28 protein-coding genes and 1 riboswitch are annotated in these 21,642 nt (G+C 70.5%); of the genes, 18 read left to right on the top strand and 10 right to left on the bottom strand.

Going from position 1 to position 21,642, the window contains the following annotated elements; genetic code table 11:
* Positions 1-102 precede the first annotated feature (102 nt).
* Entirely contained in the window at positions 103-285 is a 183-nt protein-coding gene (locus ACQPZX_RS08050) for a hypothetical protein (protein ID WP_433376558.1), read from the bottom strand.
* Between the two features lie 114 nt (positions 286-399).
* On the opposite strand from ACQPZX_RS08050, the gene ACQPZX_RS08045 reads away from it, so the two are divergent.
* Complete coding sequence (locus ACQPZX_RS08045; protein WP_433376556.1) at positions 400-897, top strand: XdhC family protein; 498 nt, start codon at positions 400-402, stop codon at positions 895-897.
* On the opposite strand, the gene ACQPZX_RS08040 is transcribed toward ACQPZX_RS08045, so the two are convergent.
* The 3 genes from ACQPZX_RS08040 to ACQPZX_RS08030 form a co-directional block, all read right to left on the bottom strand.
* Positions 875-2,254: a glycine--tRNA ligase gene (locus ACQPZX_RS08040; RefSeq protein WP_433376553.1), complete on the bottom strand. Its 1,380-nt coding sequence runs from the start codon at positions 2,252-2,254 to the stop codon at positions 875-877. The two genes, ACQPZX_RS08045 and ACQPZX_RS08040, sit on opposite strands and share 23 nt — an antisense overlap.
* 63 nt (positions 2,255-2,317) lie before the next feature.
* Positions 2,318-2,812 (bottom strand): Rv0361 family membrane protein, encoded by a 495-nt coding sequence (locus ACQPZX_RS08035; RefSeq protein WP_433376550.1) that lies wholly within the window; start codon positions 2,810-2,812, stop codon positions 2,318-2,320.
* Between the two features lie 16 nt (positions 2,813-2,828).
* Positions 2,829-3,170 (bottom strand): antibiotic biosynthesis monooxygenase family protein, encoded by a 342-nt coding sequence (locus ACQPZX_RS08030; protein ID WP_433376547.1) that lies wholly within the window; start codon positions 3,168-3,170, stop codon positions 2,829-2,831.
* Between the two features lie 31 nt (positions 3,171-3,201).
* Between ACQPZX_RS08030 and ACQPZX_RS08025 the strand changes: the two genes are divergently transcribed.
* The 7 genes from ACQPZX_RS08025 to ACQPZX_RS07995 are packed head-to-tail and all read left to right on the top strand — an operon-like array spanning position 3,202 to position 7,426.
* On the top strand, positions 3,202-3,459 hold the full coding sequence (locus ACQPZX_RS08025; protein WP_433376544.1) for a DUF6703 family protein: 258 nt from the start codon (positions 3,202-3,204) through the stop codon (positions 3,457-3,459).
* A 51-nt stretch (positions 3,460-3,510) separates the two neighbouring features.
* Entirely contained in the window at positions 3,511-4,389 is an 879-nt protein-coding gene (locus ACQPZX_RS08020; RefSeq protein ID WP_433376541.1) for a metal ABC transporter substrate-binding protein, read from the top strand.
* Complete coding sequence (locus ACQPZX_RS08015) at positions 4,386-5,165, top strand: metal ABC transporter ATP-binding protein (protein WP_433376538.1); 780 nt, start codon at positions 4,386-4,388, stop codon at positions 5,163-5,165. Before ACQPZX_RS08020 ends, ACQPZX_RS08015 begins: the two co-directional genes overlap by 4 nt.
* Positions 5,165-6,034 carry a metal ABC transporter permease gene (locus tag ACQPZX_RS08010; protein WP_433376535.1) on the top strand — a complete coding sequence of 290 codons (870 nt, stop codon included), beginning with the start codon at positions 5,165-5,167 and terminating at the stop codon, positions 6,032-6,034. Before ACQPZX_RS08015 ends, ACQPZX_RS08010 begins: the two co-directional genes overlap by 1 nt.
* 30 nt (positions 6,035-6,064) lie before the next feature.
* On the top strand, positions 6,065-6,367 hold the full coding sequence (locus tag ACQPZX_RS08005; RefSeq protein WP_203821098.1) for an ArsR/SmtB family transcription factor: 303 nt from the start codon (positions 6,065-6,067) through the stop codon (positions 6,365-6,367).
* Entirely contained in the window at positions 6,364-6,768 is a 405-nt protein-coding gene (locus ACQPZX_RS08000) for a Fur family transcriptional regulator (RefSeq protein ID WP_433376532.1), read from the top strand. The genes ACQPZX_RS08005 and ACQPZX_RS08000 overlap by 4 nt, the downstream gene beginning before the upstream one ends.
* Positions 6,769-6,811: 43 nt before the next feature.
* Positions 6,812-7,426, top strand: a complete 615-nt coding sequence (locus tag ACQPZX_RS07995) for a hypothetical protein (protein ID WP_433376529.1) — start codon at positions 6,812-6,814, stop codon at positions 7,424-7,426.
* Here the strand turns inward: ACQPZX_RS07995 and ACQPZX_RS07990 are convergent.
* Both ACQPZX_RS07990 and ACQPZX_RS07985 read right to left on the bottom strand, forming a co-directional pair.
* Positions 7,386-7,931, bottom strand: a complete 546-nt coding sequence (locus ACQPZX_RS07990; RefSeq protein ID WP_433376526.1) for a DUF6328 family protein — start codon at positions 7,929-7,931, stop codon at positions 7,386-7,388. The genes ACQPZX_RS07995 and ACQPZX_RS07990 overlap by 41 nt on opposite strands.
* Positions 7,928-8,740 (bottom strand): alpha/beta fold hydrolase, encoded by an 813-nt coding sequence (locus ACQPZX_RS07985; protein WP_433376523.1) that lies wholly within the window; start codon positions 8,738-8,740, stop codon positions 7,928-7,930. The genes ACQPZX_RS07990 and ACQPZX_RS07985 overlap by 4 nt, the downstream gene beginning before the upstream one ends.
* Positions 8,741-8,802: 62 nt before the next feature.
* Positions 8,803-8,905, top strand: a riboswitch (TPP riboswitch).
* Between the two features lie 54 nt (positions 8,906-8,959).
* On the opposite strand from ACQPZX_RS07985, the gene ACQPZX_RS07980 reads away from it, so the two are divergent.
* The 8 genes from ACQPZX_RS07980 to ACQPZX_RS07945 all read left to right on the top strand — a co-directional run bounded on the left by ACQPZX_RS07980 (position 8,960) and on the right by ACQPZX_RS07945 (position 16,157).
* Entirely contained in the window at positions 8,960-9,541 is a 582-nt protein-coding gene (locus ACQPZX_RS07980) for an ECF transporter S component (protein WP_433376520.1), read from the top strand.
* A gap of 20 nt (positions 9,542-9,561) precedes the next feature.
* A complete protein-coding gene (locus ACQPZX_RS07975) occupies positions 9,562-10,995 on the top strand; it encodes an ABC transporter ATP-binding protein (protein ID WP_433376517.1) in 1,434 nt (477 codons plus the stop codon).
* Positions 10,992-11,777, top strand: a complete 786-nt coding sequence (locus ACQPZX_RS07970) for an energy-coupling factor transporter transmembrane component T family protein (protein WP_433376514.1) — start codon at positions 10,992-10,994, stop codon at positions 11,775-11,777. Before ACQPZX_RS07975 ends, ACQPZX_RS07970 begins: the two co-directional genes overlap by 4 nt.
* Positions 11,778-11,829: 52 nt before the next feature.
* Positions 11,830-13,545 carry a histidinol-phosphatase gene (locus tag ACQPZX_RS07965; RefSeq protein WP_433376511.1) on the top strand — a complete coding sequence of 572 codons (1,716 nt, stop codon included), beginning with the start codon at positions 11,830-11,832 and terminating at the stop codon, positions 13,543-13,545.
* Between the two features lie 14 nt (positions 13,546-13,559).
* A complete protein-coding gene (locus ACQPZX_RS07960) occupies positions 13,560-14,060 on the top strand; it encodes a hypothetical protein (RefSeq protein ID WP_433376509.1) in 501 nt (166 codons plus the stop codon).
* Positions 14,061-14,084: 24 nt separating this feature from the next.
* Entirely contained in the window at positions 14,085-15,011 is a 927-nt protein-coding gene (locus ACQPZX_RS07955) for a methylenetetrahydrofolate reductase (protein ID WP_433376506.1), read from the top strand.
* A gap of 181 nt (positions 15,012-15,192) precedes the next feature.
* On the top strand, positions 15,193-15,486 hold the full coding sequence (locus tag ACQPZX_RS07950; protein WP_433376503.1) for an MTH1187 family thiamine-binding protein: 294 nt from the start codon (positions 15,193-15,195) through the stop codon (positions 15,484-15,486).
* Positions 15,483-16,157 (top strand): HAD family hydrolase, encoded by a 675-nt coding sequence (locus ACQPZX_RS07945; protein WP_433376500.1) that lies wholly within the window; start codon positions 15,483-15,485, stop codon positions 16,155-16,157. The genes ACQPZX_RS07950 and ACQPZX_RS07945 overlap by 4 nt, the downstream gene beginning before the upstream one ends.
* A 22-nt stretch (positions 16,158-16,179) precedes the next feature.
* On the opposite strand, the gene ACQPZX_RS07940 is transcribed toward ACQPZX_RS07945, so the two are convergent.
* Both ACQPZX_RS07940 and recO read right to left on the bottom strand, forming a co-directional pair.
* Positions 16,180-16,974 (bottom strand): isoprenyl transferase, encoded by a 795-nt coding sequence (locus ACQPZX_RS07940; protein ID WP_433376498.1) that lies wholly within the window; start codon positions 16,972-16,974, stop codon positions 16,180-16,182.
* Positions 16,974-17,762: a DNA repair protein RecO gene (gene recO, locus ACQPZX_RS07935; RefSeq protein WP_433376495.1), complete on the bottom strand. Its 789-nt coding sequence runs from the start codon at positions 17,760-17,762 to the stop codon at positions 16,974-16,976. The genes ACQPZX_RS07940 and recO overlap by 1 nt, the downstream gene beginning before the upstream one ends.
* Before the next feature lie 110 nt (positions 17,763-17,872).
* On the opposite strand from recO, the gene ACQPZX_RS07930 reads away from it, so the two are divergent.
* Positions 17,873-18,661, top strand: a complete 789-nt coding sequence (locus ACQPZX_RS07930; RefSeq protein ID WP_433376492.1) for a DUF4097 family beta strand repeat-containing protein — start codon at positions 17,873-17,875, stop codon at positions 18,659-18,661.
* On the top strand, positions 18,658-19,416 hold the full coding sequence (locus ACQPZX_RS07925; RefSeq protein ID WP_433376489.1) for a thioesterase family protein: 759 nt from the start codon (positions 18,658-18,660) through the stop codon (positions 19,414-19,416). The genes ACQPZX_RS07930 and ACQPZX_RS07925 overlap by 4 nt, the downstream gene beginning before the upstream one ends.
* Here ACQPZX_RS07925 and ACQPZX_RS07920 read toward each other — a convergent pair.
* Both ACQPZX_RS07920 and era read right to left on the bottom strand, forming a co-directional pair.
* Positions 19,413-20,453 (bottom strand): acyltransferase family protein, encoded by a 1,041-nt coding sequence (locus tag ACQPZX_RS07920; protein WP_433376486.1) that lies wholly within the window; start codon positions 20,451-20,453, stop codon positions 19,413-19,415. The two genes, ACQPZX_RS07925 and ACQPZX_RS07920, sit on opposite strands and share 4 nt — an antisense overlap.
* 70 nt (positions 20,454-20,523) lie before the next feature.
* Positions 20,524-21,399 carry a GTPase Era gene (gene era / locus ACQPZX_RS07915; protein ID WP_433385081.1) on the bottom strand — a complete coding sequence of 292 codons (876 nt, stop codon included), beginning with the start codon at positions 21,397-21,399 and terminating at the stop codon, positions 20,524-20,526.
* Positions 21,400-21,642 lie beyond the last annotated feature (243 nt).

Below are 21,642 nucleotides of genomic sequence, written 5' to 3'. Positions count from 1 at the left end.
GTCCGGCAGTGACCCTCGATCCACGTCCGCGTCACCACCCGGCCGGGGCGGCGCAAATCAGGTGCACACCCCAGCCCGGCGGCCTCGTACAGCCCGCGTCGCCTATCGGCGGTCGTCGCGCTCGATCAGCGTGTCGAGCACGCCGACGATCTGCGTGAAGCCGCCCTTGAGCTCCTCCACCGCTCCGGTGAGCCGGGCCAAGGCCTGGGTGTGCTCGGACTGCCTTTCCAGCCGGTCCATACGAATCTCCAGTGAAGTGACGCGCTCTTCGAGAGTGGCGGTCATCGGTTCCTCCAGGGGTGGGACTGCACCTAGCGCCATGAGAATAGTCAACCGACTAGCTGTCGCGCGACCTGAGTATGGGTGGCGAACCAGAATTTTTCTGGCAGAGTCGAGCGGGTGAGCGATGGTCTGAGTCCGCGGCGGCTGGTCGTCGTGTTCGAGTCGCCGGTGGCGGAGGCCATTCTTCGGCTTGCCGTCGAGGTGGGGTTTCAGTCTGTGCTGGTCGAGCCCGATGAGACGCGGCTGCAGGGCACGCCACGGCCGCACGGTGATCTCTTTGTGCACGATCTCGCGGCCGCGCACCTCGACGAGCACACCGACATCGTGCTGAGCGACCACCACCGCGCCGAGATCGGCGTGGTGCTCAAGGAGGCGCTGGCGGCGCCGACGCGGTGGATCGGGATCCTGGGCAAGCCGACCATCGAAGGCCCGCACATCCAGATGCTGCGCGACCTCGACGTCCCGGAGGATCAGATCGCGCGGGTGCACCGTCCGATCGGCCTCGACATCGGGTCGAAGACCCCGGCCGAGATCGCCATCGCGACCTTGGCCGGGCTCATCGCGGACCGCAACAAGCGGCCGGGCGGCTTCTTCAGCAACCAGGCAGGCGCTTGAGCAGGTAGTCCTCGACCTGGGCAAGCGCGACCCTCTCCTGCTTCATGGTGTCGCGGTCCCGGATCGTCACCGCGTCGTCGGTGAGCGTGTCGAAGTCGACCGTCACGCAGAACGGCGTGCCGATCTCGTCCTGGCGACGGTAGCGCCGGCCGATCGCCTGCGAGTCGTCGAACTCGACGATCCAGCGCTTGCGCAGCGTGTCGGCGAGGCCGCGGGCCTTCGGGGACAGGTCGGGGTTGCGCGACAGCGGCAGCACTGCGACCTTGATCGGCGCGAGCCTGGGGTCGAAGCGCATGACCGTCCGCTTGTCGACGCCGCCCTTGGTGTTGGGGGCCTCGTCCTCGTCGTACGCCTCGAGCAGGAAGGCCAGCACCGCGCGGGTGAGGCCGGCGGCGGGCTCGATCACGTACGGCACCCAGCGCTCCTGCTTCTCCTGGTCGAAGTAGGAGAGATCAACCCCGGAGTGCTTGGAATGAGTGGACAAATCGAAATTTGTTCGGTTTGCGATGCCTTCCAGCTCCGCGAAGTCCGAGCCACCGAACTGGAAGCGGTACTCGATGTCGACCGTCCGCTTCGAGTAGTGCGAAAGCTTTTCGCGAGGATGCTCGTAGAAGCGCAGATTCGACTCGGACAGGCCGAGGTCGCGGTACCAGTTCCAGCGCTGCTGCAACCAGTACTCGTGCCACTCCTCGTCGCTGCCGGGCTCGACGAAGAACTCCATCTCCATCTGCTCGAACTCACGCGTACGGAAGATGAAGTTGCCTGGTGTGATCTCGTTGCGGAAGCTCTTGCCGACCTGGGCGATGCCGAACGGCGGCTTCTTGCGGGCCGCCGTCGCGACGTTGTTGAAGTTCACGAAGATGCCCTGCGCGGTCTCGGGACGCAGGTAGTGCAGCCCCTCCGCGCTCTCGGTCGGGCCGAGGTAGGTCTTCATGAGCCCGTTGAACATCTTCGGCTCGGTGAAGGTGCCCTTGTTGCCGCAGTTCGGGCAGTTGAGCTCCTGCAGCGAGGACGGCAGCGAGCCGTGCTTGGCCTCGTACGCCTCTTCCAGGTGATCGGCCCGGAAGCGCTTGTGGCAGGACTGGCACTCGGTGAGCGGGTCGACGAACTCGGCGATGTGGCCGGACGCCTCCCACACCTGGCGCGCGAGGATGACGGCGGAGTCGAGGCCGACGATGTCGTCGCGCTGCTGCACCATGGTGCGCCACCACTGGCGGCGGACGTTCTCCTTCAGCTCCACGCCCAGCGGACCGTAGTCCCAGGCCGAGCGGGTTCCTCCGTAGATCTCGCTGGAGGGGAAGACGAAGCCACGGCGCTTGGCCAGGCTGACGACGGCATCGATACGGTCGGCAGGCATGTTCCTCCTACGCCGGCTGGGTGTCGGCGGGGACAAAATAGTTGATCCGGACGAGTTGCGAGATTACTCCCCGATCTCGCACACCTCGAACGTGCCCGTCTGGCTATCGACACCCAGATATGCCTCGAGCTGCGCGCTGCTGCCGTCGTCATAAGTGGCGTCCACCGGGACGGCGCCGGTCAACAGATCAAGATCACCCATCGTGTACGACTCGATGACCGGCTCCGCGGAGACGCGGGCGCGGAACGCGGCGGGGCTCTCGCTGTCCTGCGCGTCGTCGCAGAGCAGGTTGTACGCCTGGTCGTACTTGCCGGAGCGCACCGCGTTCAGGTACGAGCTGACGGCGACGTGGGCACGCTCCTGATACGACCCCCTTGAGGCGACCGCCACGCCGATCAGGGCGGCCGTGCCGAGCCCGCAGACCAGCACGACGACGCCGATCGCGATGCCGATGGACCAGCCGACGCGCTTGCCCTTGCCCTCGACCGGCGGGGCCGGGAAGGGCGGGTAGACGCCGGGGCCCGGTGGCGGTGCGGGAACGTGCGGCGCCGTCGTCATAAATCCAGACTAGTGCTCAGCCCCACGGGTCCGTGGCCCGGTCGCTGGCCGTCACGACCACCTGGCCGCCCGGGTCGGCGCTGGCGAGGGTCTCGAACGCCGAGGGCGTGTCGACCGACTCGGCGAGCAGCGGGGTCGCGTGCACCTTGACGTCGAAGTTGCCCAGGGCGCGCCGGTAGGCTCCCACCGACTCCCACTCGGTCACCAGGGTCCAGTGGGCGGGGTCGTCGAGGGCCCGGGTGAGCCGCCCGGAAAGGTATCCGGGGCGCTCGGCCAGCGCGGTGAGGGCGGCGTGCGCGCGGAGCACGAAGCCGTCCTGCGTGTCCGGCGCGACCACGAAGCGGTTGAGCACGAGCATGCGACGAGCGTACGCAGCGCGAGGAGGCGACATGGTGGCACCGTCCGAGAACGTGCTGCGCCGGCTGGCGAGGGTGAGTCCGACCACGGCGTTCATCGTGGCGCTGGTGCTGATGCTGGCCGGTTTGTTCCTGCCGGGAATCGTCGGCGCCGCGGTGCTGTTCGTCCTGGCTGCGGGGCTGGCGGCGCTGACCTTCACGACCTGGCCGGTGCAGCCGCCGCCGACGCGCGTCCTGCGCGTGGTGATGCTGGTGATTCTGCTGGCGGCGGTCACGGCCAAGGCGATCTGAGAACACATGCGGTTTTGACAATCATTATCATTGTCGGGGACAGTTGGTGGTATGCCCCGCGCCCTGCTAGCCGTGCTCCTGACGCTCGCCGTCGCCGCCGGTTGCGCCGGGCGCGCCTCCGCGAACGGCTTCACGGACGGGAAGCTCAACGTCGTCACGGCGTTCTACCCGTTGCAGTTCCTCAGCGAGCGGATCGGGGGCGACGCGGTGACCGTCACGAATCTCACCAAGCCGGGCGCCGAGCCGCACGACGTCGAGCTCAACCCCCGCCAGGTCGCCCAGGTCGCCGACGCGGGCCTCGCGGTCTACCTCGAGGGTTTCCAGCCGGCCGTCGACGCCGCCGTGAAGCAGGAGGCGAAAGGCCGCGCTTTCAACGTGGCAAGCGTGGTCGAGTTGATCCCCCTCGGGAAAAGCAAGGACCCGCACGTCTGGCTCGACCCCGTCCGTTTCTCGACCATCGCCGGCAAGCTGGGCGATCGACTGGCCGAGGCCGATCCCGCGCACGCCGCCGACTTCCACGCCCGGGCGCAAGAGCTGCAAAATCAACTTCAAGACCTCAATCGCACGTACGCCGAGAGCTTGGCGAACTGTCCGCGGCGCGAGCTGGTCACCAGCCACGAGGCGTTCGGTTACCTGGCCTCGCGCTATGGCCTCACCCAGATCGGCATCACCGGAATCTCCCCCGAGGCCGAGCCGTCCCCGCGCCGCCTCGCCGAGGTCGCGGCCGAGGCCCGGGCCACCGGCACCACCACGATCTTCTTCGAGACCCTGGTGAGCCCCAAGGTCGCCGAGACCATCGCCCGCGAGGTCGGCGCCAGGACCGCGGTGCTCGACCCCCTCGAAGGACTCACGGACCCGAACGCCGATTACTTCACCGTCATGCGGTCCAACCTGGCCGCGCTCACCACGGCATTGGGGTGCACCTCATGAGCGTCGTCGACGTACGCCATCTCGCCGTCGGATACGACGGCCGGGAGATCCTGCACGACGTCTCGCTGTCGGTGCAGGGCGGCGAGGTGGTCGCGATCCTCGGCGCCAACGGCTCCGGCAAGTCCACGCTGATCCGCACGATCCTCGGCCTGGTCCCGTCCGCGCGCGGCCGGATCGACCTGTTCGGCACCGACCGGCGCAAGTTCCGCGACTGGGCCCGGGTCGGCTACGTGCCGCAGCGCCTCGGCGCCGGCTCCGGCGTGCCCGCCACGGTCGGCGAGGTGGTCGCCTCCGGCCGGCTGGCCCGCCGCGGCATCTTCCGCCCGTCCGGCGCCGCCGACAAGAAGGCGGTCCGCGAGGCGCTCACCGCCGTCGGACTGCTCGACCGGATCGGCGATCCGGTCGCCACGCTCTCCGGCGGCCAGCAGCAGCGCACGCTGATCGCCCGCGCCCTGGCCGGGAAGCCCGACCTGCTGGTGCTCGACGAGCCGACCGCCGGCGTCGACGCGGCCAGCCAGGAGGCGTTCGCCGCGGCGCTCGGCGAGTTCGCGGCCCGCGGCGGCACGATCCTGCTGGTCGCGCACGAGCTCGGCCCGCTGCGCCCGCTGATCGACCGGGCGATCGTCGTGCACGAGGGGCAGATCGCGCACCAGGGCGTCCCGCCCGAGCCGGCCGGTCACCACGCCGACCCCGACCACGACCACACGCACCCGCACGCCGCGCCCGAGAAGGCCAAGATCTGCGTGGCGCCCACCGACCGGATCGCGGCCGGCTGATGGACCTGTTCGCCTACGACTTCATGATCCGGGCGCTCATCGGCGCGCTGGTGATCGGCCTGGCCGCCCCCGCGCTGGGCATCTATCTGGTGCAGCGCCGCCTGTCGCTGATCGGCGACGGCATCGGCCACGTGGCCCTGACCGGCGTCGGCGTGGGCCTGCTGCTGCACCACTCCCCGGTGATCAGCGCGGTGATCGTCTCGGCGATCGGCGCGGTCGGCATCGAGCTGATCCGCCAGCGCGGCCGCACCTCCGGCGACCTGGCGCTGGCGCTGCTGTTCTACGGCGGCATCGCGGGCGGCGTGGTGCTGGTCGGCCTCTCCGACGACAGCAGCAACGCCAACCTCATGCAGTACCTGTTCGGCTCGCTGATCACGACGTCGCCCGAGGACCTCGTGGTGATCATCGTGCTGGGCGTGGCCGTGCTGCTGGCGATGACGGTCTTCCGCCCGGCGCTCTTCGCGATCTCCAACGACGAGGAGTACGCGCGGGTCAGCGGCCTGCCGGTGCGCACGCTCAACCTGCTGATGGCGGTCACGACCGCGGTCACGGTGACGATCGCCATGCGTACGGTCGGCTTGTTGCTCGTCTCCGCCCTGATGGTCGTCCCGGTCGCCGCGGCCCAGCAGGTCACCCGGGGTTTCCGCAGCACCATGGCCCTGGCCATGGTGATCGGCCTCGGCGCCGCCGCGGCCGGCGTGGCCGTCTCGGCCGAGATCGACACCGCGCCCGGCGCCACCACGGTGATCCTCGCCCTGGCCGTCTTCGTGGCGCTCTCGGTCGGCGTGGGCGTGGTCCGGGCCCTGCGTCGGCGTGCCGCGAGCCAGCCCCGGGAGGTGGAGCCGCCCGATGTCGTCCTGCAGAGTTGACCGGTGGCGCGCGATAAATTGGCGGGGACGATGACGACGACGACCGGTTACGAGGCCTACGAGTCGGCCGGGGAGCTGCTTCGAGCCCTCTCCGCGCCGATCCGTGTCGCGATCGTCGCCGAGCTCGGCGTGGGCGAGCGCTGCGTGCACGAGCTGGTGGAAAAGCTGGGCGCGCCCCAGCCCCTGGTCTCCCAGCATCTGCGGGTGCTGCGCGGCGCCGGGGTGGTGCGGGGCGCGCGGCGCGGCCGCGAGATCGCATACTCCCTGGTGGACGATCACGTCGCGCACATCGTCGCCGACGCCGTCAGCCACGCGAGGGAGGTCAGATCGTGAACGCGGACGCCAACGCGCAGCGGAACACGAAGCAGCGCAGCGCGGTCAGCGCCGTGCTCAACGACGTCGAGGGGTTCAACAGCGCCCAGGACCTGCACGCCAAGCTGCGCGAGAGGGGCGAGCGGGTCGGCCTCACCACGGTCTACCGCACGCTGCAGGGCCTCGCCGACGCCGGCGAGATCGACGTGATGCGCCCGCCCGGCGGCGAGCACCTCTACCGCCGGTGCAGCCAGGGCCATCACCACCACCTGGTGTGCCGGGCCTGCGGGCGGGCCGTCGAGGTGGAGGGCCCGGCGGTCGAGTCGTGGGCCGACAAGGTGGCCGCCCAGCACGGCTTCACCGACGTGTCGCACACGATGGAGATCTTCGGCACCTGCCAGGATTGCTCCGCCAAGCGCTGACGCTGAGTCAGCGGGGTTGGTGGCCACATGGGACGCTTTCGGCGTGAAGCTCTACGCCGAGCGGCTCCCCACCGCCATCCGCCAGCTGCTCACCGACATCGTCGTCGTCATCTGGGTCTACCTGTGGATCAGGGCGGGCCTCTGGGTCAACGACGTGGTGGAGAAACTCGCCGTCCCGGGCCAGAAGCTGCAGAGCGCCGGCGGCGGCATCGCCGACAATCTCGCCGACGCCGGCGGCAAGGTCAACCGGGTGCCGCTGGTCGGCGACCAGCTGGTCAAGCCGTTCAACGGCGCCGCCGACGCGGCCCGGGCCATCGCCGACGCCGGGCGCCAGCAACAGGAGATCGTCGACCAGATGGCGTGGATGCTGGCGATCCTCGCGGTCTCCGTGCCGCTCGCGCTGGTGCTTTTCCTCTGGCTTCCGTTGCGGTTGCGGTGGATGCGCCGGGCCGGGGTGGCTTCTTCGGTACGGGCGGAGCCGGCCGGCCGCGATCTGCTGGCGCTGCGCGCGCTCGCGTCCCAGCCGCTCGACGAACTGACCAAGCTGGGCCCGGACATCGCGCAGAGCTGGCGCAACGGCGACGCGGAGGCGGTCGACGCGCTCGCGGCGCTGGAGCTCAGGCGCCTGGGTCTGACCGCCTCGGGTCGTCGCCGTTGAGCTCCTCGTCCTCCTCCTCGTCGTCCTCGTCGATCCAGTTGTGCCGGTAGAACGGGAAGGCCACCCACAGCGCGACGAACCAGAACGCCGCCACGCCCGCCAGGATCAGCGCGATCCGGCGGCTGAGGATGAAATCGGTGACCAGCAGCACGCTGCTGACCATCGAGATGAGCAGGAACGCGAGGCCGCCGCCGGCCATCCGGTGGGCGTAACGGACCAGCTCCGGCTTGCGGCCCTGGCGGAACAGCGCGCGGTGGAACGCGACCGGCGCGATGATCATCGCGGTCGAGGACGCCGCGGAGAGCAGCGCGACGACGTACACGTCCTCTTGAAATTGATTGGCGCGCGGGAAGCCGTTGGTGAACGGCAGCGTCAGCAGGAACGCGAAGAGGATCTGGATGCCGGTCTGCGCGACCCGTAGCTCCTGCAGCAGGTCGTTGAAGTTCCGGTCCCAGCGGTGCTTCTCGGTCTCGTTGCCGATCCGGCGCCGTTCCCGCGGCCTCATGCCGGCCGGATGCGGTCCAGCGCGACGCTCGCCACCGACTCCGGCGCCTGCTCGGGCGCCCAGTGGCTCACCCCGCGCAGCACCACGAACTGGTAGTCGGCCTCCACCCAGTCGCGGGTGCGCAGCGCGGCGGTGCGGGCGACGACCCCGTCGCGGTCCGGCCAGATGTACGTCGTGGGCACGGTGATCACCCGGACCGAGCCGAGGTCGCTCCCCCGCAGGCCGCGATACCAGTTCAGGCCGCCGGTGAGCCGGGCCCGGTCGTCGCGCATGGCGTCCACATACAGGGCGGCGCGGTCGCCGATCGGGCGCAGCATCGCCCTCAGCCCGCCGGCCAGCAGGAAGCGCTCGGCCACCCGCGAGCGGAACAGGGCGAAATACGCGAAGCGGGCGCGCTGGGTCGGGCGTACCCGCATCGCCAGCTGCAGCGCCTTGGGGTGCGGCACCGAGATCGCGGTGAGCGAGCGCACCCGGCCCGGATGCAGCGCGGCCAGCAGCCAGCCGACCTGCGCACCCCAGTCGTGGCCGATCACGTGCGCCGACTCGATGCCGAGGGCGTCCAGCACGGCGATCGCGTCCGCGGCCGGCTCGGTGATCCGGTAGGCCTCGACCCCATCGGGTCGCGCTCCTGGCGAATATCCGCGCTGGTCGAGGGCATACGTGCGCAAACCGGCCTCGTGCAGCTTGGGGAGGATCAGATCGAACTCACGGTGATCCTGCGGGAACCCGTGCAACAGCAGCACCGGCTCACCGTTGGCCGGGCCGCCCTCGTACACGTCGAAGGTGAGCCCACGCGCCTTGATCTCCATGTTTGTGATCACTCCCTCGCTGTCCCACAACTAACAACGGTGTTAGCGTCATCGAAACACATGCAATCCGACAGGGGAGCGCACAGCGCTGAGAGTGCGGGCAACCGCAGACCCTCGTACCTGATCTGGGTAATGCCAGCGCAGGAAGCTCGGTCTTTCTCCAGCCGCGCCGCAGTGCAGCGGCGTGCGTCTCCTCCCGGTACCCACTGGGAGGCTCACATGGCAACATCATCCAACCGATGGCGCACGATCGACATCGTGATCGCCAGCATCGTCGCGGTCGCGTTCGGCGTCATCTTCTGGGCGTGGAACCTGCTCTGGAACGGCCCCGCCGACGCCATCCCGCTGCCCGGCCGGGCCGTGCTCTACGGCATGTGGCTGGTCCCGGCGGTGCTCGGCGCGCTGATCGTGCGCAAGCCCGGCGCCGCCTTCTACACCCTCACGCTCGCCTCGCTGGTCTCGGTCGCGATCGGCACGAGCTGGGGCTGGACCCTGGTCGTGCAGGGCCCGCTCGAGGCCCTCGGCGCAGAGCTGATCTTCGCGCTGTTCGCGTACAAGATCTACAACCTGCCGGTGGCGATGCTCGCCGGCGCCACCGCCGGCATCGTCGCCTCGGTGTACGACGCGTTCGTCTGGTACCCGGGCTACTCCTGGGCCACGTTCCGGATCCCCTACATCCTGATCACCGCGGCGTCGTCGCTGGTGGTGGCCGGTATCGGCAGCGTCCTGCTGGTGCGGGCGCTGGCTCAGACGGGTGTGCTCGACCGCTTCCCGGCGGGCCGATCGCGCGCGCTGGTCTGATCCTTGATTCCATGTGAATCATGAGTCGGGTCGAGCTGCGGGGTTTCGGGTGGCGGCATGCGGGCCGCCGCGCCTGGGCGGTCCGCGACGTCGACCTGACCATCGAGCACGGTGAGCGGGTGCTGCTGCTCGGTCCCTCGGGGGCCGGCAAGAGCACCCTGCTCGCGGCGCTGGCCGGGCTGCTCGCCGACGACTCGGGCGAGCGGGCCGGCAGCGTGCTGATCGACGGCGCCGACCCGCACGAGGCCCGCGAAGGGACCGGCATCGTCTTCCAGGATCCGCAGACCCAGCTGGTGATGGCCCGCAGCGGCGATGACGTCGCGTTCGGCCTGGAGAATCGCGGCACACCGGCCAAGGACATCTGGCCGCGGGTCAGCGACGCCCTCGATCGCGTCGGCTTCCCGTACCCGATCACCCGGTCGACTGCGGCGCTCTCCGGCGGCGAGGCGCAGCGGCTCGCGCTGGCCGGCGTGCTCGCCCTGCGGCCCACCCTGCTGCTGCTCGACGAGCCGACCGCCAACCTCGATCCGGCCGGGGCCGAGCTGGTCCGCGAGGCGATCCTGCGGTCCCGCGACGACTCCACGCTGATCGTGGTCGAGCACCGGGTGGCCGAGGCGCTGCCGCTGGTCGACCGGGTGGTGGTGCTGGAGCCGGGCGGCGGGATCCGGGCCGACGGCGCGCCCGAGGTGGTGTTCGCCGCGTACGGGGACCGGCTCGCCGCCGAGGGGGTGTGGGTGCCGGGCTTCGCCATCCCGCCGCTGAAGGCCGGCACCCCGGCCACCGAAGAGCTGATCCGCGCCGAGGACGTCACGGTCGGGCAGCGGCTGCGCGTCCCGGTCTCGATGAGAGTGGGCGGCGGCGAGGTGCTGGCGGTGACCGGGCCGAACGGCGCCGGCAAGTCGACGCTGGCGCTGGTGCTGGGCGGGCTGCTCGCGCCGGCCGGCGGCACGGTGACGGCGTTCGGCGATCCGCGGCCGCCGCACAAGTGGAAGGCCGCGACGCTCACCCAGCGGATCGGGTCGGTGTTCCAGAACCCCGAGCACCAGTTCGTCACCGCGCGGGTCGCCGACGAGCTCGCGGTCGGGCCGCGCCGGCTGGGACGAAGCGCCGCCGCCATCCGGGAGACCGTGGATCAGTTGCTCGAGCGGCTGCGGCTGACGAAGCTGGCCCAGGCGAACCCGTACACGCTCTCCGGGGGCGAGGCCCGGCGGCTGAGCGTCGCGACGGCCCTGGCCACCGCGCCGCGCCTGCTGGTGCTGGACGAGCCGACCTTCGGCCAGGACCGGCGGACCTGGATCGAGCTGGTCACCCTGCTGGCCACGCTCCGCGACGACGGGCACGCCGTGGTTGCCGTGACCCATGACGACGACTTCGTGCAGGCGCTCGCCGACCGTACGCTGCCTCTGGGATCGTCGAAGTTGAACGACCCACTCCCCCGCCGGCGGCGGCAGTGACCTTCACCCTGCAGCCGGTCGCCGATCCGGCCGCGCCCCTCGCCCGGCGCAACCCGGTCGCCAAGCTGGGCGCCGCCCTGCTCTTCACGCTGCCGCTGATCGCCACGCTGGACCCCCTCACCCCGGCGCTGGCCCTGGTGATCGAGCTGACCGTGCTGCCGCTGTTCGGCCTGCGCTACGCGACGCTGGCCCGGCGCGCCTGGCCGCTGGCGCTGGCCGCGATCGGCGTGCTGGTGACCATGGTGCTGTTCGCGGCCGACCGCGGCGGCACCTTGCTGCTCGACCTCGGCCCCTTCGACATCACGACCGACGTGCTCATCTCGGCGCTCGCTCTGGTGCTGCGGCTGTTCGCGATCGCGCTGCCCGGGGTGATCGTCTTCGCCACCACCGACCCGACCGACCTGGCCGACGCGCTCGTGCAGAACGCCAAAGCGCCGGCCCGGTTCGCGATCGGCGCGCTGGCCGCGTTCCGCCTGCTGCCGCTGCTCGGCGAGGAGTGGCAGATGCTCACGCTGGCCCGCCGGGCCCGGGGCGTGGACACCGGGATCCGGGGCTTTCCCGCGACCGCCTTCGCCCTGCTCGTGGGTGCGCTGCGGCGCGGCGGGCGGCTCGCGGTGGCGATGGACGCCCGCGGCTTCGACTCCTCGGCGCCGCGCACCTACGCGCGCCGCCAGATCTTCACGAGCGCCGATGTGCTGCTGATGACCGGCGCGCTCGCGCTGGCCGCCGTGGTGCTTGCCACGACCGTCCTGACCGGCCTGTTTCGACCGATCATCGGTTAAGTTCGCCTGCGCTTCATTGATCGTTGAGGTGGGGCCACGAGGGTTTCGCACCATGGGTCATGGCCACGATCACGATCACGATCATTCTTCGGACAGCGCCGGCGGCGGAGATCTCGCCCCGGCCCTCGACTTGAGCATCCCGGACAGCGAGCTCTCGCCGTCCGACGTCTCCCGCCGCGGTTTCCTGCGCGGCGCGGGCCTCCTGGGCGCGGGCGCGGCGGCATCCGTGCTGGCCACGCCGGCTGCGGCTTCCGCCGCCGGGCTGCCGCACGCCCACGGCCCGGCCGGCGGCGGCACCGACAGGGGCGGCTTCCGCTGGCTCGCCGGCGACCACCACATCCACACCCAGTACAGCTCGGACGCCCAATACCGGGTGCTCGACCAGGCGCAGCACGGCCACGCCTTCGGCCTCGACTGGCTGGTCATCACCGACCACGGCAGCAACGCGCACGCCAAGATCGGTGTGGAGAAGGTCAACCCCGACATCCAGAAGACCCGGTCGGAGCTGCGCGACCTGCTGACGTTCCAGGGTCTGGAGTGGAACATCCCGGGGGCGGAGCACGCGACCGTCTTCGTGACGCCGAGCAAGAACGAGGTCGAGGTCCTCAAGCAGTTCGAGCAGACGTACGACGGCTCGCAGCTGCCGGCCACCAACACCGAGGCGCAGAACGAGGCCGCCGCGATCGCCGGCATCAAGTTCCTCGCCTCGCAGGTCAAGGCCCGCAAGGTGGACGGCGCGCTGTTCCTCGCCAACCACCCGGCCCGCCGCGGCATCGACTCGCCGCACGAGATCCGCAACTGGCGCGACGCCGACCCGACCGTCGCCGTCGGCTTCGAGGGCGCGCCCGGCCACCAGGCCGCCGGCATCCCCGCCCCCTACGGCCGCGGCGGCGCCCGCGGTTACTACGACAACAACCCGTCCGCCGCCTCGTACGTCGGCTACCCGCTGGAGAGCTACCGCACCTGGGGTGGCTTCGACTGGATGACCGCCACGGTCGGCGGCCTGTGGGACAGCCTGCTCGCCGAGGGCAAGGCGTGGTGGATCACGGTCAACTCCGACTCGCACGTGAACTACCTCGACCAGTCGGACCGCGGGCCGGGCAGCGACTTCGAGGCCAACGGCAAGTACAACGACCCGGTCTACACCGGCAAGACGCTGACCACGGCCGGCGACTTCTGGCCCGGCTTCTACGGCCGCACCAACGTGGGCGCCTCGTCGTTCTCGTACAAGGCGGTCATGGACGGCCTGCGCGCCGGCCGCGTCTGGGTCGACCACGGCCGGCTGATCAAGGGCCTGGACGCCCGGGTCCGCGCCGGCGGCGACCGCCGCTGGGACACCGGCACCCCGCTCGGCGGCGTCGTGCACGTCAAGCGCGGCACCTCGACCGAGCTCACCCTCGACATCGACCTGCAGGACCGGCCGAACTGGGCCGACTTCGTGCCGGTGCTCAAGCGGGTCGACGTGATCGTCGGCACCGTGACCGGGCCGGTGGCCGACAAGGACAGCTTCACCACCCCGAACACCAAGGTGGTCAAGTCGTTCGAGGTCTCCGCCGGGGCGAAGCTGGTCTCGCTGACCTACGACCTCGGTCGCCTCGACAAGCCGTTCTACGTGCGGGTTCGCGGCACCGACGGCAACCGCACCCAGCCCGGCCTGATGGGGCCCGGCGTCGACCCGTACGGCCCGAAGCTCGACGTGATCGGCGACGCCGACCCGTGGGGCGACCTGTGGTTCTACACCAACCCGATCTGGGTCCTGCCCAAGTGACGCTGTATCGCTCCGTGTCGGCCGGCTCCTCCGTGGAGCCGGCCCGCACCTTTGGCGTGAGTCTCGGGCACCGGGAGCTGTCCGAGGCCGATCACTGGATCCTGTCGCTGTCGCCGGCGCCTGTTGTGGCCTGCACGCACCTGGTTTCCGAGCCCTATCGCCACGTCGCGATCAGCCTCACCGCCGCTGGGGAGACATTTCCGACATCGGCGGAGCTGCAGCCCGGCGCCGACGCGGCTTTGACCGGAAAATTCGGGCGGGCCGTGATATTTCCGGGCTCGACCGACCTGGTCGGCACGCTGACGGTCGAGGAGATCCTGTCGCTCAGCGCGATCGCCAAGGTCGAGGTGCTCGGCTCGGGCGGGGCCACACCGGACCAGCGCGTGGACACCTGCGGCTTCGTCCGCCCGCAGTACCGCTTCGGCGAGCTCGTGCTCACCACTACCCCGGCGGCCGGCGGACTGCTCGTGCCGTTCGAAACGCGGGATCCCACCCCCTGCTGCGCGAACCACTGAATCCGGACTTTCTACGCTGTCCCGATGTCCCCCACGCTGCAGACGATGCTTTCCGACGCGCAGAGCGGGGTGCTGCTGTTCGGCATCACCCCGCCACGCAAGAACACCAGCCCCGAGCGGGTCAAGGAGATCACCGAGGTCACGCTCCAGCGGTTGTCGCGCTTAGATCTCGACGGCCTCATCCTGTACGACATCACGGACGAGTCGGACCGGATCGCGGCCGACCGCCCCTTTCCGTTCCTGCCGACCCTCGACCCGGCGGCGTTCCACGAGGAGCACCTGGGCGGCTGGGACCGCCCGGCGGTGATCTACCGCTGCATCGGCAAGTACGACGAGGACGAGCTGCGCACCTGGCTGCACGGCGTCGACCCCGGCCGGGTGCTGAGCGTCTTCGTCGGCGCCTCCTCCGGCGAGAAGCCGGTCCGCACCGACCTGCGCCGCGCCCAGGAGCTGCGCGCCGAGATCCGCCCCGACCTCCCGCTGGGCGCCGTGGTGATCAGCGAGCGCCACACCCGCTCCGGCGACGAGCACCTGCGCATGCTGGCCAAGCAGGAGCGCGGCTGCACCTTCTTCATCTCCCAGGTCATCTACGACGTGGGCGAGACCAAGAACCTGATCTCCGACTACTTCTACGCCTGCCGCGAGCGTTCCCTGCAACCCCGCCCCATGATCTTCACCCTGTCCCTCTGCGGCTCGCCGAAGACCTTGGAGTTCCTCAAGTGGCTGGGCGTAGACGTGCCCCGCTGGCTCCAGAACACCTTGCGCCACTCCCCCGACCCCCTGGCCGACTCGTACCGCGAGTGCCTGTCCATGGCCCGCGACCTGCAGGCGTTCTGCACACACTTGGGCATGCCGTACGGCTTCCACGTGGAGAGCGTCTCGATCCGCAAGGCCGAGATAGAAGGCGCCACCAACCTGGCTGCCGAGATCGGCAAACTCCTGCGCCGGTAGCTCCTCCGGCGCCGCATGAACGGGCAACACCGGCGGAAAATCGGGCCTCACCCTGCCAGAAAGCGCGATCCCACGCGCCGGCCGCTATCGGCGCGCCCGGCCACAAGATAGCGTGAGAGCGCTCTCTCAGCCGGCGACGGAGGGTTGCCTTCCTCCCCGTCCCGGCTGGGACGATAGGCCCATGCTGGTTGCGTTTTCTGTCACGCCGCTCGGTGCGGGTGAGTCGGTCGGTGACCTCGTCGCCGAGGCGGTGCGGGTCGTGCGGGCCTCCGGGCTGCCCAACCGGACCGACGCGATGTTCACCACGATCGAGGGTGAGTGGGACGAATGCTTCGCCGTCGTCAAACAGGCAGTGGAAGCGGTCGCCAAGGGGTCGCCGCGGGTCAGCCTGTCGCTCAAGGCCGATGTGCGGCCGGGGGTCAGCGACGCGCTGCACGCCAAGGTCGAGCACATCGAGCGGGCCCTGCGCGAGTGAGACGCCTGGTCATGTGGGACGTCGACTACACCCTGCTGCGCGGCGGCGGGGTGGCGTCCCGCGCCTGGAAGAGGGCGTTCACCGAGATCACGGGGCTGGAGTGGCTGGCCACGCCGGTGTTCGGCGGGCGCACCGACATGGACATCTGCGCCGAGGTCTTCGCGGTGCACGGGGTCACCGACTGCACGCCGGAGCGGTTCTTCCTGCGGTACGTCGAGCACATCCGGCTGACCCAGCACGAGTTCGGCGAGCAGGGCTCGCTGATGCCGGGCGTGCGGGACGTGCTGGACCGCCTCGGCGACGACCCGAATGTGGTGCAGACGCTCGTCACCGGCAACGTCCCCGAGGTCGCGCGGGCCAAGGTAGCCGCCTTCGACCTTACGGACGCCTTCGACGCCGACGTCGGCGGTTACGGCACCGACGACAGCGTGCGGGCCACCCTGGTCCGGCGCAGCCTGGAGCGGGCCGAGGCGAAGTACGGCGAGCGCTTCGCCCCGGTCGTGGTCGGCGACACGGTGCACGACGTGACGGCCGCCCTGGCCAACGGCGCACTGGCCGTGGCCGTGGCGACCGGCTCGACCAAGATGGCCGACCTGGTACTCGCGGGCGCGCACGCCGTGCTGCCCGACATGTCCGACGTGGAGGGCACCGTGCGAATCCTGACCGCCTGAAGGGCCGCCCGAAAGAGGCGGCCTACGAAGAAGCCGACTTGGGGGGCGCCACCGGGTTCGGCATGGCGCCGCCGAAGCGCCGGTCGCGGCCCGCGTAGAGCTCGCACGCGTACCACAAGTGGCGGCGGTCGAAGTCGGGCCAGAGCGTGTCGAGGAAGACCATCTCCGCGTACGCCGACTGCCACAACAGGAAGTTCGACGTGCGCTGCTCCCCCGACGGGCGCAGGAAGAGATCGACCTCGGGCACCTCGGGGTGGTAGAGGTAGCGGGCGATCGTCTTCTCGTTCACCCGGTCGGGCTTGAGCTTGCCGGCCGCCACGTCCTGCGCGATCCGCTGGGTCGCGTCGGCGATCTCGGCCTGGCCGCCGTAGTTCACGCAGAACTGCAGCGTCAGCGTGCTGTTGTTCTTGGACATCTCCTCGGCGGTCTGCAGCTCCTGGATCACGCTTTTCCACAGCCGGCCCGCGCGGCCCGACCAGACCACCCGCACGCCGAGGTCGACCAGCTGGTCGCGGCGGCGCCGGATGACGTCGCGGTTGAAGCCCATCAGGAAGCGCACCTCGTCAGGCGAGCGCTTCCAGTTCTCCGTGGAGAAGGCATACGCCGACAGGTACGGCACGCCGAGCTCGATCGCGCCCTCGATGGTGTCGAACAGCGAGTATTCCCCCTGCTCGTGGCCCTTGGTGCGGGAGAGCCCCCGCTCCTTGGCCCAGCGCCCGTTGCCGTCCATCACGATCGCGACGTGTCGGGGCAGCGCCGCCTTGGGCAGCTCCGGCGGACGGGCGCCGGAGAGGTGCGGGGTGGGTGGACGCGGCATCAGGAACTCTCCCGTCGATCGACAAGCGGCAGCGAGCGCAGCGCCCGCTCCATGTGCCATTGCAGGTGGGCGGCGACCAGCCCGCTGCACTCGCGGCGCACCGGCGGCTCGGCCGCGTCGGCGATCGGCCAGTCGCCGTCGGTGAGCGCGCTCATCAGCAGGAGCGTGGCCGGCGCCGGGTGGGCCGAGCCGGGCGGCCGGCAGTCGGGGCAGACCGCGCCGCCGGCCGGCACCGAGAACGCGGCGTGCCGGCCGGGAGTGCCGCAGACCGCGCACTCGGCGATCGCGGGCGCCCAGCCGGCCGTGGCCATGGCGCGCAGCAGGTAGGCATCCAGCACCAGGCCGCCGGCGTGCTCGCCGGCGGCGAGCGCCTTGAGCGCGCCCAGGGTGAGCTGGAACAGCCGCAGGGACGGCTCGCGCTCGACCGGGGTGAGCCGCTCGGCGGTCTCGGCGATCGCCGAAGCCGCCGTGTAACGCGGGTAGTCGGTGAGGAACTGCTTGCCGTAGAGCGCGACCGCCTCGACCTGGCTGACCGAGTGCAGCGAGCTGCCGACGCCCTCGGGCGAGCCGGCGAGCTGCAGGTCGACGTGGCCGAACGGCTCGAGCCGGGCGCCGAAGCGGGACATGGTGCGCCGCACCCCGCGGGCGACCGCGCGCAACCGGCCGTGGCGGCGGGTCAGCAGCGTGATGATCCGGTCGCTCTCGCCCAGCTTTTGCACGCGCAGGACGACCGCGTCGTCGCGGTAGAGCTGCCGGCGGTAGCCGGATCCGGTGGGCACGGAAGCCATTCTGCCCCGCGGGTACGACAAACCCTGACCCGGATCTCAGGGTCATCTAGGGGACGGCTCAGTGAGAGGACCGATAGTGCCGGCCGGGGCGCGACCAATAGCGTCAAGCCATGACCACGACCCTGATCCGGCGCGCCGCAGTCCTCGCCCTCATCGCCGCGTCGACGACCGCCCTGACCGGCTGCTCCGGGGTCATCGGGGCCAAGATGACCTACGACGACACCCTGAAGGCCAAGATCACCGACATCGTGCTGACCGGTGGCGCCGGCGACGTGGTGGTCACCACCTCCGAGGTCGACGAGACGACGATCCACCGGGTGATCCGCCGCTCCACCAACCCGGGCGAGTCATTCAAGCTCGAGGGCACGACCCTGAACATCGACACTTCCTGCGGGATGAACTGCTCGGTGTCGTACGAGATAAACACCGCCCCCGGCGTCAAGGTGCGCGGCAAGGAGCGGGCCGGCGACATCCGGCTCGAAGGCGTGGCCGACACCGACCTCGAGGTCACCTCGGGCGACCTCACGGTGAGCGACGCGACCGGCCCGGTGCAGATCAAGGCCACCTCGGGCGACATCAAGGTGCTCAACGCCAAGGGCTCGGTGAAGATCAAGTCGACCTCCGGCGACATCGAGGCGCTCGACGCGGGCGGCCCGGTCGACATCGGCGTCACCTCCGGCGACGTCCACGTGTCGCTCACCGCGCCCAACTCGGTGACCGCGCACTCGACCAGCGGCGACATGACGATCGGGGTGCCGGCGACCGGCAAGTACAAGCTGGTCACCAACGCCGGCTCGGGCGACGTGCACACCGACGGGCTGACCAGCGACGCCACGTCCAAGAATGTGATCGACGTGCGCGTCGCGAGCGGCGACGTCACCGTAGCCTCACTTCCGTGACCTTCTACCAGCCGCTGGGTGACGACCGCTACGCACCGACCGAGTCGACCGAGAGCCCTTGGGACAGCGCCATGCAGCACGGCGGCCCGCCCGCCGCGCTGCTCGGCCACCTCCTGCGCCTCGACGGGCTGAGACTGGCCCGCATCTCGGTGGACTTCCTGGGGCCGATACCGCGCCGCGAGTTCCGGGTGGAGGTGTCACCGCTCAAGCCGGGCCGGCTGACCGCGCTGAACGAGGCCCGCATGGTGATCGACGGCCGGGTGGCGGTGACCGCGCGGGCGTGGCACATCGCGCCCGGCCCTCAGCCGCCGGTGGTCACCGGGACCGCGGCGCCCGTGCCGCTGCCCGAGCAGGAGAACACGTTCGGCGAGGCCTTCGGCGCGCGCTGGGGCTACGGCCGCGCGATCGAGTGGCGGTGCACCGCGGGCAGCCTGGACGGCCTCGGCGAGACCCACGTGTGGACCCGGGTGCGGATGCCGCTGATCGACGGCATCGAGCCGACCGGGCAGGACCGCGCGCTGATCGTGGCCGACTCGGCGAACGGGCTCTCCGCCGAGCTCCCGGTCGACAAGTGGCTGTCGATCCCGCCCACGATGACGACCACGCTGCTGCGCGAGCCGGTCGGCGAGTGGGTGCACATGGCCTGCCGCACCGTTCTCTCCGACGACGGCCTGGGCCTGGCCGAGGCCACCATGTCCGATAATTTCGGAAAAATCGGCCAAGTGGCCCAGCCGTTGCTGGTGCGGAGCCGCTAACCCGGCAGAGAGTCGGACGCCGGCCGGAGCTGCGCCATGGCCGGCGCCGGCGACACCGGCATCCGCCGCGCCGACACTCCCGGCACCAGCGTCGGCCGCCGCCCGGCCGCCACGTCCTCGACCCATCCCACGGCCAGCACGATCATCGACAGCAGGACCGCGACCACCGCGAGCCGCCAGCTGATACCCACCCAGCCGAAGATCGGCAGCCCGGCCCACTCCGCGAACCGGGCCACCGCCACGATCAGCGGCACGTGCCACAGGTAGATCGTCAGCGCCCGCGAGTTCAGCACCGTCAGCACCCGCCGCGGCCGCACCATCGGCGAGATCCCCAGCACGACCAGGATGAACGCGGCCGACCAGAGCGCGTTGCCGAGCGGGATGTCGTTGAGGTCGAGCCCACGCGGCCCCGGGTGGGTGAGCGCCCACGCCGCGCCGGCCACGGCCAGCACGCCGACCAGCCACCAGCGGCGACGCTTCAGCAGGCCGTCGTGATGGGCGAAGCCCAGCAGCCAGGCCCCGCCGTACAGCGCCAGGTCACGCAGCACCGGCGGCGGCGTGAGCCCGGCGAAGGTGATCACCGCCAGCCACACGTACGGGATGATGATCGTCATCAACGGCGCGCGCCGGAAGACCGGCAGGACCAGCGGCGACAGCAGCACGAACCAGAGGAAGTCTCGCAGGTACCACATGGCCGCGAGCCCTTCGAGCCAGAAGCCGGTGGCCGGCGGATCCTCCAGCGGGAACGCCCACAGCAGCACCCGCCAGTCCCACACCAGCCCGATCGCCAGCATCGAGGGCACCGCCACCGCCACCAGCACCCACAGCGACGGCAGCAGCCGATGCAGCCGCTTCTCCACCGCCCACGGCCCGTACCGGTCGAGGGAAGCCGCCATCAACGACCCGGCCAGGGCGAACATCACCGACATGGCCGGGAAGACGATGCTCAGCGCGGCCCAGCCGGTGGAGTGGTAGACCACCACACGAACGGTGGCGACGGCGCGCAGCAGGTCGAGGTACTGGTTCCGCGATCGCATAGGCCCTATGACTTACCCACGCTCGGACCAAGGTCGCAAACCAGCGTGAATTATCCCATATTACGTAAAACTAGAAACCCAGCTTGCGCAATTGACGGGGATCACGCTGCCATTCCTTCGCGACACGCACGTGAAGATCGAGGTAAACCTTGCCACCGAGAAGGTTCTCTATCTCCCCCCGGGCCTTGCTGCCGACGTCCTTCAATCGAGCGCCCCGCGACCCGATCACGATCGACTTCTGGCTGTCGCGCTCGACGTAGAGATCCGCGTAGATCTTGGTGAGCCCGCCCTCGACGATCATCTCCTCGACCAGCACCGCGATCGAGTGCGGCAGCTCGTCGCGCACGCCCTCGAGCGCCGCCTCCCGGATCAACTCGGCGATCAGCACCTGCTCCGGCTCGTCGGTCAGCACGTCGTCCGGGTACAGCTGCGGCGACTCCGGCAGGTACTTGATCATCACGTCGACCAGCTGCCGCACCTGATGCCCCGACACCGCGCTGACCGGCACGATCTCCGCGAAGTCGTGCAGCCTGCTCACCGCGAGCAGGTGCTCGGCCAGCCGCTGCGGGCTCACCAGGTCGACCTTGGTGACCACCGCGATCACGGTGGCCTTCAGCTCGGCCATCTCCGCCGAGATGAACCGGTCGCCGCGCCCCACCGGCTCGTCCGCCGGGAAGCACACGCCGATCACGTCGACCTCGCTCCACACCTCGCGCACGAGATCGTTGAGCCGCTCCCCGAGCAGTGTCCGCGGCCGGTGCAGCCCCGGCGTGTCCACCAGCACGAGCTGCGCGTCGTCCCGATGCAGAATCCCCCGGATCACATGCCGGGTCGTCTGCGGCTTGCTCGACGTGATGGCGATCTTCTGCCCGACGATCGCGTTGGTCAGCGTGCTCTTGCCCGCGTTCGGCCGCCCGACGAAACACGCGAACCCGGCCCGGTACACACCGTCACTCGCGTCGCTCCGCGCCGCTTCGGCATGCCGGTGCACTTTCTGTGGGCGATCTTCCGCACGCCTTTTTTCCGTACGGGCCGGCGCCGTCCCGCCGGAATCGGGTCGTTTCCGGCCCTGAGCAGCCCCGGTCCGCCCCCGAGGCGCCCCGCCACCGGCCTTGGCTTCATCTACCTTGCTCCGGCCCGAGGACGGCGTACGCGTGCTGCCGCCGGAGCCGCGCCCACCCGAGGACTC

It is taken from the genome of Actinoplanes sp. CA-142083, assembly GCF_050942195.1.
In the GTDB taxonomy this organism is placed as follows: domain Bacteria; phylum Actinomycetota; class Actinomycetes; order Mycobacteriales; family Micromonosporaceae; genus Actinoplanes.
The sequence above is the reverse complement of the archived record's forward strand: the minus strand, read 5'-3'. Positions and strand labels throughout refer to the sequence as shown.